The organism is Streptomyces sp. SID5643, from assembly GCF_009872555.1.
Taxonomy (GTDB): domain Bacteria; phylum Actinomycetota; class Actinomycetes; order Streptomycetales; family Streptomycetaceae; genus Streptomyces; species Streptomyces iakyrus.
In genome coordinates, this window is sequence record NZ_WWIC01000104.1 from 1 (window position 1) to 12,295 (window position 12,295).

Annotated in this window: 16 protein-coding genes and 2 rRNA genes; 15 read left to right on the forward strand and 3 right to left on the reverse strand. The window is 71.6% G+C overall.

Going from position 1 to position 12,295, the window contains the following annotated elements:
* From GTY56_RS13160 to GTY56_RS13200, 10 genes are all read left to right on the forward strand, one after another.
* Positions 1-550: DUF2637 domain-containing protein (locus tag GTY56_RS13160; RefSeq protein ID WP_161365431.1), on the forward strand; the 550-nt coding region annotated here is incomplete at its 5' end.
* Between the two features lie 20 nt (positions 551-570).
* A complete protein-coding gene (locus GTY56_RS13165) occupies positions 571-759 on the forward strand; it encodes a mobile element transfer protein (RefSeq protein WP_161365433.1) in 189 nt (62 codons plus the stop codon).
* 12 nt (positions 760-771) lie between these two features.
* On the forward strand, positions 772-927 hold the full coding sequence (locus tag GTY56_RS13170; RefSeq protein WP_086083352.1) for a hypothetical protein: 156 nt from the start codon (positions 772-774) through the stop codon (positions 925-927).
* A 16-nt stretch (positions 928-943) separates the two neighbouring features.
* Positions 944-1,249 carry a SpdD protein gene (locus GTY56_RS13175; protein ID WP_161365435.1) on the forward strand — a complete coding sequence of 102 codons (306 nt, stop codon included), beginning with the start codon at positions 944-946 and terminating at the stop codon, positions 1,247-1,249.
* A 1-nt stretch (position 1,250) separates the two neighbouring features.
* On the forward strand, positions 1,251-1,484 hold the full coding sequence (locus GTY56_RS13180) for a hypothetical protein (protein ID WP_161365437.1): 234 nt from the start codon (positions 1,251-1,253) through the stop codon (positions 1,482-1,484).
* A 92-nt stretch (positions 1,485-1,576) separates the two neighbouring features.
* On the forward strand, positions 1,577-1,759 hold the full coding sequence (locus tag GTY56_RS13185; RefSeq protein ID WP_161365439.1) for a hypothetical protein: 183 nt from the start codon (positions 1,577-1,579) through the stop codon (positions 1,757-1,759).
* Complete coding sequence (locus tag GTY56_RS39915; RefSeq protein ID WP_237524768.1) at positions 1,756-1,935, forward strand: hypothetical protein; 180 nt, start codon at positions 1,756-1,758, stop codon at positions 1,933-1,935. Before GTY56_RS13185 ends, GTY56_RS39915 begins: the two co-directional genes overlap by 4 nt.
* Entirely contained in the window at positions 1,932-3,326 is a 1,395-nt protein-coding gene (gene repSA, locus GTY56_RS13190) for a replication initiator protein RepSA (protein WP_161365441.1), read from the forward strand. Before GTY56_RS39915 ends, repSA begins: the two co-directional genes overlap by 4 nt.
* Entirely contained in the window at positions 3,323-3,511 is a 189-nt protein-coding gene (locus GTY56_RS13195) for a helix-turn-helix domain-containing protein (RefSeq protein WP_161365443.1), read from the forward strand. The genes repSA and GTY56_RS13195 overlap by 4 nt, the downstream gene beginning before the upstream one ends.
* A complete protein-coding gene (locus tag GTY56_RS13200) occupies positions 3,511-4,716 on the forward strand; it encodes a site-specific integrase (RefSeq protein WP_161365445.1) in 1,206 nt (401 codons plus the stop codon). The genes GTY56_RS13195 and GTY56_RS13200 overlap by 1 nt, the downstream gene beginning before the upstream one ends.
* A gap of 257 nt (positions 4,717-4,973) precedes the next feature.
* Here GTY56_RS13200 and mtnA read toward each other — a convergent pair whose 3' ends face one another.
* The gene (gene mtnA, locus GTY56_RS13205; RefSeq protein ID WP_161365447.1) at positions 4,974-6,122 is read right to left on the reverse strand and encodes an S-methyl-5-thioribose-1-phosphate isomerase; all 1,149 of its coding nucleotides are present in this window, start codon (positions 6,120-6,122) and stop codon (positions 4,974-4,976) included.
* 140 nt (positions 6,123-6,262) lie between these two features.
* Here mtnA and GTY56_RS13210 point away from each other — a divergent pair, with 140 nt between their 5' ends.
* Genes GTY56_RS13210 through GTY56_RS13230 form a run of 5 tightly spaced genes read left to right on the forward strand, consistent with a single transcriptional unit; the run spans position 6,263 to position 11,873 of the window.
* Positions 6,263-7,609 (forward strand): glycerophosphoryl diester phosphodiesterase membrane domain-containing protein, encoded by a 1,347-nt coding sequence (locus GTY56_RS13210; protein ID WP_161365449.1) that lies wholly within the window; start codon positions 6,263-6,265, stop codon positions 7,607-7,609.
* Positions 7,610-7,613: 4 nt separating this feature from the next.
* Positions 7,614-8,381, forward strand: coding sequence for a DUF4129 domain-containing protein (locus GTY56_RS13215; RefSeq protein WP_161365450.1), 768 nt, complete (start codon positions 7,614-7,616; stop codon positions 8,379-8,381).
* Positions 8,378-9,574 (forward strand): DUF4350 domain-containing protein, encoded by a 1,197-nt coding sequence (locus tag GTY56_RS13220; RefSeq protein WP_161365452.1) that lies wholly within the window; start codon positions 8,378-8,380, stop codon positions 9,572-9,574. The genes GTY56_RS13215 and GTY56_RS13220 overlap by 4 nt, the downstream gene beginning before the upstream one ends.
* Positions 9,574-10,563, forward strand: coding sequence for an AAA family ATPase (locus GTY56_RS13225; RefSeq protein ID WP_202510108.1), 990 nt, complete (start codon positions 9,574-9,576; stop codon positions 10,561-10,563). The genes GTY56_RS13220 and GTY56_RS13225 overlap by 1 nt, the downstream gene beginning before the upstream one ends.
* A complete protein-coding gene (locus tag GTY56_RS13230) occupies positions 10,563-11,873 on the forward strand; it encodes a DUF58 domain-containing protein (RefSeq protein WP_161365456.1) in 1,311 nt (436 codons plus the stop codon). The genes GTY56_RS13225 and GTY56_RS13230 overlap by 1 nt, the downstream gene beginning before the upstream one ends.
* 77 nt (positions 11,874-11,950) lie before the next feature.
* On the opposite strand, the gene rrf is transcribed toward GTY56_RS13230, so the two are convergent.
* A 5S ribosomal RNA gene (gene rrf / locus GTY56_RS13235) occupies positions 11,951-12,067 on the reverse strand.
* Positions 12,068-12,154: 87 nt separating this feature from the next.
* A 23S ribosomal RNA gene (locus tag GTY56_RS13240) occupies positions 12,155-12,295 on the reverse strand; the annotation flags it as partial.

The window sequence follows — 12,295 nt, forward strand, 5'->3', positions numbered from 1 at the left end:
CGGCTGGAAGGCCTGGGCCTACCCGGTCAGCGTCGACCTGCTGTTGGTCGCCGCCTGGCATCGACTGCGCACGGCCCGCCGCGACCGCTCCGCCTGGACCTGGTTCGTCATCGCCCTCACCGCCTCGCTCGGCGCGAACATCGCCACCGCCGGACTCCTCGACCTGACCCACGTGCCCGCATGGCTGCGCATCCTCGTCGCTGGTTGGCCCGCTCTGGCCTTCCTCGGCGGAACCCTTCTGGTTCACACGCCGACCGAACCGGCCGCTCCTGCACAGGCTGTGGACGAGGTCGCGGCGCCGGAAGTCGAGATGCACCGCACCGACGAACCCGCCCCCGCCCCGACCACGCCGGAGCTGAACCCCAGCCCACCGCAGCCCGCACCCAGCGCCCCCGCCGTTCCGGCCGCGCTGCTCGACCACGCCCGGAAGATCGCCGACGCCCACCAGGCCTCGACCGGCTCCCCGATGCCCGCCGAGGCCCTGTCCGCCCGGCTCCAACTGCCCGCCCCGGTGGCCGATGCCCTCGCCGCCGAACTCCAGCTCACCTGACCCGAGGGGAGAAGCCGCCCGTGCCCGCTTACCGCCGCTTCCGCAACGTGATCCGCATCGGCCCCGTGCAGGTCGCCAAGTCCTACGACGGCCGTGGCCGCGACAGGCACACCGCCGCCTGCACCGCTCCCGGCTGCGGCTTCGACGCCGACTACAGCACCCGTGCCGGTGCCGAACTCGCCGCCCGCACCCATCGCTGCAAGGCCTGACAGGAGATCGCCGTGGACGTTCCGCTCTGGCTCGCCCTGCTCGTCGTCGGATGGCTCGGCGTCAAGCTCGCCCGCCCGCCGTGGTGGCTGGTGGCCGTGCTCCTGGTCGGCGGCTACCTCGTCGCCGGAAGCTTCCTCGCCCCCGCCCTCGGCACCGTCCTCAAGTAGAGAAGGGAACCGCCTCGTGTTCACCCCGAAGTACCCGCCCCAGGACACCGCGCCCCTGGTAACGGCCACCGCCCCGACCGCTCCGGCCCCGGCCCCCGTCCAGCCGACTGCCCCGGCGCCGGTGGCCTCGGCCTCTCACCGGCCGACGGTTCAGCTCACCCCGGGCAGCGCGCTCGCCCTCGCCGTGGGTGGTGGCGCCGTGGTCCTCGTCGTCGGCGCGGTCCTGGTCTCCATGCTCCTCGCGGTCGCCATCACCGCCGCCTCCGTGGCTGTGTGCGCGGTCGTCCTCCGCTCGATCCTCAACGCCGAAAGGAACCGCTGACATGGGCATCTTCAAGCGGAAGAACAACGACACCCCGTCCAACCCGCAGATGGCCGAACTCGGCCGCGAGTACGCCATCGCCAAGCGCCACCGCGACCGCAAGACCGCCAACCGCATCACCCGGCAGATCGGCGAGTCCGGCATGAGCGACAGCGACCGGGCCTCATTCCAGCAGGGTCGCGACGCCTACGACTCGATCCCGCCCATTCCGCGCGGTCGCAACCGCCGCCGCTGAACGGCCCCGGGGCGGCTCTCTCGCCAAAGAACCGCCGCCCCGGCGCCTGCAACCCCTTCCAGATCCAACAGACCCGAAAGGGAAACCTCATCATGCCCGAGCACGCCCAGAACACGCGCGTCTGCCGCGACTGCGACGGCTTTCCCGTCGTCGCCATCACCACTGGCGCCCGCCAGGCCGACGGCACCCGCGCCACCCTCCGCGTCACCTGCCCGACCTGCAAGGGCACCGGCCACACCACCCCCGCCCCCCGTCTCGTTCGGTCGGGACGGTGACTGACGTGGCCCTCCTCAACTGGCGCTCGCCCGAGCACTACGACCATTCCGGCGACAAGCCCTGCGTGATCTGCACCAAGCCGACCCCGCTTCGCTCCGACCGCGGCAAGCCCGTCCACAAGGTCTGCGCCGAGGACTGGATCGACCGCCACGCCACCCCGGAGGACGACGCGTGACCGACTCCGCCACCCCGGCGGGGCTCGACCCGGCCACCCTCGCCGACGTGCTGAGGGTGGCCGGGTCGGCCGACTTCGACCGCTGGCAAGAACAGATCAAGCGCACCGGAGGCTGCGCCGACCCGATCCGCCTCGTCGGCGCGACCAAGACCGTCGACCGCGCGAGCGGCCATGTCCTGCACGCCTACAGCACCGACCAGGAGCCGGGCGGCATGCTCCGCCTCGCGTGCGGCAACCGGCGCGCTTCCCGCTGCCCAGCCTGCGCCTGGACCTACGCCGGGGACACCTACCACCTCATCCGCGCCGGGCTCGTCGGCGACCCGAACAAGGGGACCCCGCACACCGTCCGCGATCACCCTCGGGTCTTCGCCACCCTCACCGCCCCGTCCTTCGGCCCGGTGCACAATCGCCCCGGCAACCGGCCCTGTGCCTGCGGTACGCGTCACGCCGAGGACGCGCCCGAGCTGGGGACGCCGCTCAACCCGGCGACGTACGACTACGCGGGCGCGGTGCTGTGGAACAACCACGCCTCCGAGCTGTGGCGGTACTTCACGATCTACCTGCGCCGGGAGATCGCCAAGCGGGCCGGACTAACTCAGAAGGCCGCACGGGAGCAGTCCCGGCTGTCCTTCGGCAAGGTCGCCGAGTACCAGAAGCGCGGGGCTGTCCACTTCCATGCCGTGATCCGCTTCGACGGGCCGGAGGGACCCGACACCCCGCCCCCGGCCTGGGCCACTCTCAACCTGCTCACCGACGCGATCCGGGCCGCCGCTGCCCGAGTCGAGGTCGACGTGCCCCCGGCTGGTGACCAACCGGCCCGGACCCTGCGTTGGGGAACGCAACTCGACGTACGCACCATCAAGGCCTTCGACGAGGGCGAGGAGATCACCGAACAGGCCGTCGCCTCCTACCTGGCCAAGTACGCCACCAAGGCCGCCGAGACCACCGGCACCCTCGACCGGCGCGTCGGCAACAAGGAAGCCGCGGTGCTCCTCGGCGTCCCCGACCACCCCCGCCGGTTGATCGAGGCCTGCCTCGACCTGCACCCGCTCTACCCGGACCGCAAGCTGCGCGACTGGGCCCACATGCTCGGCTTCCGTGGCCACTTCTCCACCAAGTCCCGCCGCTACTCCACCACCCTCGGCGCCCTCCGACAGACCCGCGCCGACTACCGCGCCGCCCAGCAGCGCGCAGCCCTCGGCCTGCCCGACCCCGACGACGCCCCGGAGGCCACCACGCTCACCCTCGCCCACTGGACCTACGCCGGGCATGGCCACACCCCCGGCGAATCCTGGCTCGCTGCCAACATCCGCCGCGACATCCAACAGAACCGCGAAGCCGCCCGAGAAGAACTACCCGGCCTGCTCGAACTGGAAGGAGCCGCCGCATGACCACCGCACCGCCCGCACTGCTGACCGTCCCCGAAGTCATGACGCGGCTCAAGTACGGCCGGTCCAAGGTTTACGACCTGATCCGCTCCAAGCGGCTCCGTTCGATCACTGAGGGGCGCTGCCGTCGGATCCCGGAAAGCGCGGTCGAGGAGTACATCCGTACGAGGCTCAAGGAGGCCGCCTGATGCCTCGGCGGAAGCGGAATCCGAACGGGTCCGGCACGGTCACGAAGCGCTCTGATGGTCGCTACCAGGCGGCCGTGTACGTCCCACAGCCGGACGGGACAGTGAAGCGCAAATACGCCTACGGGCGGACCTACGACGAGTGCGACAGCAAGCGTCGTGAGTTGATCGACCGTGCCAAGGGCGGCGTCCCCACCCCGACCCGTGACATGACCCTGGGACAGTGGTTCGACTACTGGCTTGAGGTCATCGTCAAGCCGAACCTGGCACACAACAGTTACCGGACCTACGAGGCAGCCGTGCGGCTCCACCTCCGCCCTCGGCTGGGCTCCAAGGTCATGGTCAAGTTGGGCGTCAAGGAGCTGCGCGGGGTCGTCCAGCGGCTTGCAGAGGACGAAGGGGCCAAGACCGCCAAGCGGGTGCTTCGGGCCCTCTCGGCGGCGCTCACGGCCGCCATGGTCGAAGACATCGGGGTCACTCGGAACGTGGCCAAGCTCGTCCATGTGCGGGCCACCACGGACAGCGGCAAGAGTTGGGACGCCGTGAGCTTGCTTCGCTTCCTGGCCACTGCCCGGCGCCGCACCCCGTACTACCCGGCGTTCCTGGTGGTGTGCCTTCTCGGCCTGCGGCGTGCCGAGGTGTGCGGGCTTCGCTGGGAAGACATCGACCTGGACAACAGGATCATCCTGGTTGAGAAGCAGCGGCAGCGCACGAGCGCTGGCACGGTCGACGTGGACCTCAAGACTGAGACCTCGAAGGCTGCTCTGCCTCTGCCTGCTCAGTGCATCGCACCGCTGCGATGGGCCCGTCTACGCACGGCCTGGCTGCGGGAACGCGCGATCAGCAGGGGACGCCCTTGGTTCGATGATCCAGATGGGCACGTCTTCGTCACGCGTACAGGGCGTCCGCTTCAGGCCGCGCACTTCTACCTGGTTATGCAACGGATCATCGAAGCGGAGGGGCTCGACAAGATGAACCCCAAGGGGCTCCGCAAGTCCTGCGGCACGCTCCTGGTCCACCTGCGAGTGCATCCGAGGGTCGTCAAGGCGGTTCTTCGGCACAGCCGGATCGCGACGACTATGGACATCTACGCTGAGGCTCTGGACCCGGATGTCATCGAGGCCGTTGCGCAGCTCGATCGCCTTCTTCGACAGCCCGCCCGGATCCTTGAGCTGGAGGTGGCGCACTCGGTTTCAGAAGCCGCTTGATGTCACCGTTGGATGTCACGGCCCCTCTCCCCGCGCATCGGCGCAGGTAGGGGGGCCGTTTCTGTTGATCAGAGTGAGAGCATCCCATTCTCATAACAGTGGCGAAGGCAGTGGTGAGGTAGGTCACCGGCCAGTGACCATAGTCGCAGCAAGCGCTACTGTCTGCCCTCGCCGGCCCGTAAATGATCTCCAGCAGGACGGAGCGGCGAGGGCGCCGGAGCCCGCCGCCGCCCCGTGCACCCCGCGCAGCGCCCTGCTCAGCCCGCCGCCACCCGGCGTGACCGCGCGCACATCTCGGCGAGCGCCTCAGCGGTCACAGGCGAAACAGCGCCCTCCTCCGTGACGATCGCCGTCACCAGCTCGGCCGGAGTCACGTCGAACGCCGGGTTGTACGCCTGCGTCCCCAGCGGCGCCACCGGAATCCCACCACCCGCCTCCGCACCGGCCACCGGCACCTGCGGCGCCGTCACCTCGGTCACCTCATGCCCGGGACGCTGCTCCACCTCGACGGACGCCCCGTCCGCGGTGTCCAGATCCACCGTCGTCACCGGCGCCACCACGATGAACGGCACATGGTGGTACCGCGCCAGCACCGCCAGCGGATAGCTCCCGACCTTGTTCGCCACCGAACCGTCCGCCGTGATGCGGTCGGCCCCGATCAGCACCGCGTCCACCTCCCCCGCTGCGAACAGCGACCCGGCCGCGTTGTCGGTGAGCAGCGTGTACGCCATCCCGCTGCGAGCCGCCTCGTACGCCGTCAGGCGAGCGCCCTGCAGCAGCGGCCGCGTCTCATCCACCCACAGCCGCCGCAGCCGCCCCGTCCGGTGCGCCGCGAGCGCCACCGCGAACGCCGTTCCCTCCCCGCCCGACACCAGCGAACCGGTGTTGCAGTGGGTGAGGATCCGGTGTCCGCCACCGGGCAGCAGCTCGTCCAGCAGTGCCAGCCCGTGCTCGGCCATCCGCCCACTGGCCTCGGCGTCCTCCCGGTGCAGCTGCCGCGCCGCGGCCAGCGCCGCCGCGGCGGCCTGCCGGACGTCGCCGCCCTTGGCGAGCGCCGCCTCGTGGGCCGACTGGGCCCTGCGCACGCCCACGGCCAGGTTCACCGCCGTCGGCCGGGCACCCGCCAGCGCGGCCGCCGCCTCGTCCACGTCGAAGCCCCGCACGGCGGCGAGCGCGACGCCGTACGCCCCCGCGATGCCGAGCAGCGGTGCCCCGCGCACCGCCAGCGAGCGGATCGCCTCCACCAGTGCCGGCGCGTCCGTACAGACCAGTTCGACCTCCTCGGCCGGCAGCCTCGTCTGGTCCAGCAGGACCAGAACCGGGCCTTCCGGTGGCTCTTCCCAGCGGATCGCCGGGATCTCGGTCGGCCGCTTGTCATCGCCGCTGTGCGCGTACTGATCAGCCATGCCGTCAGTCTGCCCCCTATCGAGCGGACAATTGAAGGTACGCAGCCCATACCGCGGCCGGTCACTCCAAGACCACCCCATGGCACGATGGCTGCCAACCTGCCGCCGCGACCGCGGACGGGCACCGTGAAGGAGCGACGATGAACGACACTCCGGGCTGGGCCTCGCCCGGATCCGCCCCGTCCGACGGGCAGAAGCCGGATCAGTCCGGCCCTGCCGAGCCCACCGACCGCCCCGCCCCCGCACAGTCCGCGGACCAGCCGGCCCAGCCCGGCCGGCCCCCGCAGGACCCCGGCCCGCAGTGGTCCAAGGAACAACCGCCACCGGCCCAGTGGTCCGCCCCCAGCGGCCCGGCCGCCCCCGGCCAGGCGCCCCCGCCCCCACCCCCCGGCCCGGGCTGGGGCAACCAGCCCCCCGGTGGGTACGGCGGCCACGGCGGACACGGCGCGCCCGGAGCTCACGGCGGGTGGGGAAGCGGCTGGGGCGGCCCCCCGCCCGCCGCCAAGCCCGGCGTCATCCCGCTCCGCCCGCTCGGCGTGGGCGAGATCCTCGACGGCGCCGTCTCCACCATGCGCACCTACTGGCGCACGGTCCTGGGCATCTCCCTGACCGTCGCCGTCCTCACCGAGGTCATCGTCGTCCTGTTCCAGGGGCTCGTCCTGGACGACACCAGCACCGAAGCCCTCAACGACCCCAGCGCCACCCTCAGCGAGCTGAGCCGCGCCATGGGCGACGCCATGCTCAACTCCAGCGTCGTCTTCGTGATCTCCCTGGTCGGCACCGTCATCGCGACCGCCCTGCTCACCACCGTCACCAGCCGCGCCGTGCTCGGCAAGTCGGTGACCATCGGCGAGGCCTGGCGTGACGCCCGCCCTCAGATCCTCAAACTGTTCGGCCTCATCTGCGTGTTGCTGCTCATCACCGTCGGCGTCGTCACCGTGGGAGCCTTGCCCGGCCTCCTCGTGACCATCGCCGGGAGCAGCGGCCCGGGCGTCGCCCTCACCGTCCTCGGCATCATCGGCGCCGGCATCGTCGCCCTGTGGCTGGCCATCCGCTTCTCTCTCGCCTCTCCCGCCCTCATGCTGGAGAAGCAGGGCATCAAGAAGGCCATGAGCCGTTCCGCGAAGCTCGTCCAGGGCACCTGGTGGCGGATCTTCGGCATCCAGCTGCTCGCCACGCTCATCGCGAACGTCGTCGCTTCGATCATCGTCATCCCCTTCACCCTCCTCGCCGCGGCCCTCAGCGGCGACGGCCTCACCGGCTGGCTCAACACCGGTGTCGGCAGCCTCGGCTGGACGTTCCTCATCATCAGCGGCATCGGCTCGGTGATCGGCTCCATGATCACGTTCCCGATCACGGCCGGCGTCACCGTGCTCCTCTACATCGACCAGCGCATCCGCCGCGAGGCACTCGACCTCGAACTGGCCCGCGCCGCCGGCGTCCAGGGCTACGGCTCCACCGCCCCCGGCGCCACCCCCGGGAGCTGATGCGGTGAGCCGGGCGGGGGAACTTCTCACAACGGCGCTGCCGGGCGCCGGCATACGGACGCTGCTGAGCGCCGGCGACACCTCCCTGCTGTCGCCGGCCCGCTCCGCCGACGAGCCGCCCCTCACCACCCCTCGCGACCCTGCGCGCGAGGCGGCCCGGCGCGAGCTGTCCAAGCGGATGTACCACGAGAACGACCCCAGCCTGTTCGAGCGGGCCCTCGACGCCTTCTGGGACTGGCTCGGCAAACTCTTCAACGCCGCATCGAGCGCCACCCCCGGCGGCACCCTCGGCCTGATCGTCGTCATCCTGGCCGTCATCGCCGCCCTGGCCGCCCTGTGGTGGCGCCTGGGCACACCGCGCCGCCAACCCACCTCGTCCGCAACCCTGTTCGACGACCGGCCCCGCAGCGCCGCCGACCACCGCGCCACCGCCGAGGCACACGCCGCCCAGGGCCACTGGAACCAGGCGGTCCAGGAGGGCATGCGCGCACTCGTCCGCGCCCTGGAGGAACGCGCCCTGCTGGACGTCCGCCCCGGCCGCACCGCCGACGAGGCCGCAGCCGAAGCCGGCCGGGCCCTGCCCGCCCACACCGACCGACTGCGCACCGCCGCCCGCGACTTCGACGACGTCACATACGGCGGCCGCTCGGCGACCGAACAGTCGTACCACCGCATCGCGGAACTCGACCGCGACCTGGAACGCACCAAGCCCCAGCTCGCGACGAGCAGTGCCACCACGGCCCCCCACACCCGCCAGGGAGCCGCCGAATGACCACCGAGGCCACCCTCACGTCCACCTCGGCCTCGCCCACCGCCCGCCAGGTGTGGACCCGCGCGCGCGGTGTCGCACTCGCCCTCGTGGTACTCCTCGCGGGAGCCGTCGCCATCGCCGTCATCCGCTCCGACGCCCGCCACGGCGAACTCGACCCGCGCTCCGCCGACCCGGGCGGCAGCCGCGCCATCGCCGAGCTCCTCGCCGACCGGGGCGTGGACACCCGTGTGGTCACCACCCTGGACGAGGCAGCCACCGCGGCCGGCCCGGACACGACCCTCCTGGTCGCCGCCCCCGACCTGCTGACCCCCACTCAGCAGACCCGGCTGCACAACGCGTTCGCCGATTCCCGCGGCCGCACCGTCCTGGTCGCCTCGGGCAGCGCCTCCATCGAACGGCTCGCCCCCGGCGTCACCGCCGACCCCGCCACCAGCCTCGACTCGACGCTTTCCCCCGACTGCACCCTGCCCGCCGCCCAGCGCGCCGGCACCGCCGACACGGGCGGCGTCCGCTACACCACCACCCACCTCGGCGCCAACGCCTGCTACCCCAGCGAACGCCTGGCCACCCTGCTGCGCATCCCGGACGGCACAGGGCACGGCGACACCATCGCCCTGGGCGCGCCCGACATCCTTCTCAACGACCACCTCGACGAGCAGGGCAACGCCTCGCTCGCCCTCCAACTCCTCGGTTCCCGCCCCCATCTGGTCTGGTACCTCCCCTCGCTCTCGGACCCGTCGGCCGCCAACCCCGACGACGAACGCAGCTTCTTCGACCTGCTCCCCTCGGGCTGGCTCTGGGGCACCCTGCAGCTCTTCATCGCCGCAGCCCTGGCCGCCCTCTGGCGGGCACGCCGGCTCGGCCCCCTCGTGCCCGAGAAACTCCCCGTAGCGATCCGCGCCTCCGAAACCGCCGAAGGCCGCGCCCGCCTCTACCGCAAGACCGACGCCCGCGACCGCGCGGCCGACGCCCTGCGCTCCACCACCCGCACCCGCCTCGCCCCCCTCGTGGGCGTCCCCGTCACCCAGGCGCACACGCCCGAGGCCCTGCTCCCCGCCCTGTCCGCCCACCTCCACGGCGACGGCCAGGACCGGCAATCCCTCCTCTTCGGACCACCGCCCAGCGACGACGCAGCACTCATCGCACTCGCCGACCGACTCGACGCCCTCGAAAGAGAGGTACGCCGTCCATGATGGACCCGACCACTGACAACGCCGGGCAGACCGGGGACCCGGGCGCCGCCCGAGACGCCCTGGAGGCCCTGCGCGCCGAGATCGCCAAGGCCGTGGTCGGCCAGGACCCCGCCGTGACCGGCCTCGTCGTCGCCCTGCTCTGCCGCGGCCACGTCCTCCTCGAAGGCGTCCCCGGCGTCGCCAAGACCCTCCTGGTCCGCGCCCTCGCCTCCGCCCTCGAACTCGACACCAAACGCGTCCAGTTCACCCCCGACCTCATGCCGAGCGACGTGACCGGCTCCCTGGTCTACGACAGCCGCAGCGCCGAGTTCTCCTTCCAGCCCGGCCCCGTCTTCACCAACCTCCTCCTCGCCGACGAGATCAACCGCACGCCCCCCAAGACCCAGTCGTCCCTCCTCGAAGCCATGGAGGAACGCCAGGTCACCGTCGACGGCACCCCCCGCCCCCTCCCCGACCCGTTCCTGGTCGCAGCGACCCAGAACCCGGTCGAGTACGAGGGCACCTACCCTCTCCCGGAAGCCCAGCTGGACCGCTTCCTCCTCAAACTCACCATCCCCCTGCCCTCCCGCCAGGACGAGATCGACGTCCTCACCCGCCACGCCGAGGGCTTCAACCCCCGCGACCTCAAGGCCGCCGGCGTACGCCCCGTAGCGGGCCCCGCCGACCTGGAGGCCGCCCGCGCCGCCGTCGCCAGGACCACCATCTCCCCAGAGATCACCGCCTACGTCGTCGACATCTGCCGCGCCACCCGCGAGTCGCCCTCCCTCACCCTCGGCGTCTCCCCCCGCGGCGCCACGGCCCTCCTGGCCACCGCCCGCGCCTGGGCCTGGCTCACCGGCCGCGACTACGTCATCCCCGACGACGTGAAGGCACTCGCCCTCCCCACCCTCCGCCACCGCGTGCAACTCCGACCGGAGGCCGAAATGGAAGGCGTGACGGCCGACTCCGTCATCAACGCGATCCTCGCCCACGTCCCCGTCCCCCGCTGATGGCACTCACCGGACGCGCCGCCCTCCTCGCGGCCCTGGGCTCCATCCCCGTCGGCATCTGGGAGCCCGGCTGGACGGGCATCCTGGCGGTCAACGCTCCCCTGGCCGTGGCCTGCGCCTGCGACTTCGCACTGGCCGCCCCCGTACGCCGCCTGGGCCTGACCCGCTCCGGCGACACCTCCGTACGCCTCGGCGACACGGCAGAAGTGACCCTGACGATCACGAATCCGTCCCGCCGCCCCCTCCGCGCCCGACTCCGCGACGCCTGGCCCCCCAGCAGCTGGCAGCCCGGCACGGAGACAGCGGCCTCCCGCCACCGCCTCACGGTCCCTCCGGGCGAACGCCGTCGCGTGACGACCGGCCTCCGCCCCACCCGCCGGGGCGACCGCCAGGCCGACCGCATCACCATCCGCTCGTACGGCCCCCTCGGCCTCTTCTCCCGCCAGGGCACCCACCGGGCCCCCTGGACGGTACGCGTCCTGCCCCCGTTCACCAGCCGCAAGCACCTCCCCTCCAAACTGGCCCGCCTCCGCGAACTGGACGGCCGCACCAGCGTCCTCACCCGCGGCGAGGGCACGGAGTTCGACAGCCTGCGCGAGTACGTCCCCGGCGACGACACCCGTTCCATCGACTGGCGCGCCACAGCCCGCCAGACCACGGTCGCCGTACGCACCTGGCGCCCCGAACGCGACCGCCACATCCTCTTGGTCCTCGACACCGGCCGAACCTCGGCCGGCCGCGTGGGCGACGCACCCCGTCTCGATGCCTCCATGGACGCGGCGCTTCTCCTCGCAGCTCTCGCCTCCCGTGCCGGCGACCGGGTGGACCTCCTCGCGTACGACCGCAAGGTCCGCGCCCTCGTCCAGGGCCGCACGGCAGGCGACGTCCTTCCCGCCCTGGTCAACGCCATGGCCATGCTGGAGCCGGCGCTCGTCGAAACGGACGCCCGAGGCCTCACAGCGACCGCCCTGCGTACGTCCCCCCGCCGCTCCCTGATCGTCCTGCTCACCACGCTGGACGCCGCCCCCATCGAAGAAGGCCTGCTCCCGGTCCTCACTCAGCTCACCCAGCGCCACACCGTCCTGCTGGCGTCGGTGGCCGACCCTCACATCACGGAAATGGCCACAGCACGCGGTAACGCCGACGCGGTCTACGAGGCCGCAGCAGCCGCCCAGGCCCAATCAGAGCGTCACCGCATGGCAGAACAACTCCGCCGCCACGGCGTGACGGTCGTCGACGCCACCCCGGAGGACCTGGCGCCGGCGCTGGCGGACGCGTACCTGGCATTGAAGACGGCCGGACGCCTGTGAAGCGACAGGCCCCAGAAAGGGGGCCCAAACGCAGAAAACCCCCGCATCCGAAGATGCGGGGGTTTTCCAGAAGAATTGTTCGGCGGCGTCCTACTCTCCCACAGGGTCCCCCCTGCAGTACCATCGGCGCTGTAAGGCTTAGCTTCCGGGTTCGGAATGTAACCGGGCGTTTCCCCTACGCTATAACCACCGAAACACTATGAAACTGTGAACCGCCGCACCACGTGTGGCACGTGGGGCTGTTCGTGGTTTCAGAACCAACACAGTGGACGCGAGCAACTGAGGACAAGCCCTCGGCCTATTAGTACCGGTCAACTCCACACGTTACCGTGCTTCCATATCCGGCCTATCAACCCAGTCGTCTACTGGGAGCCTTACCCTCTCAAGGAGGTGGGAATACTCATCTCGAAGCAGGCTTCCCG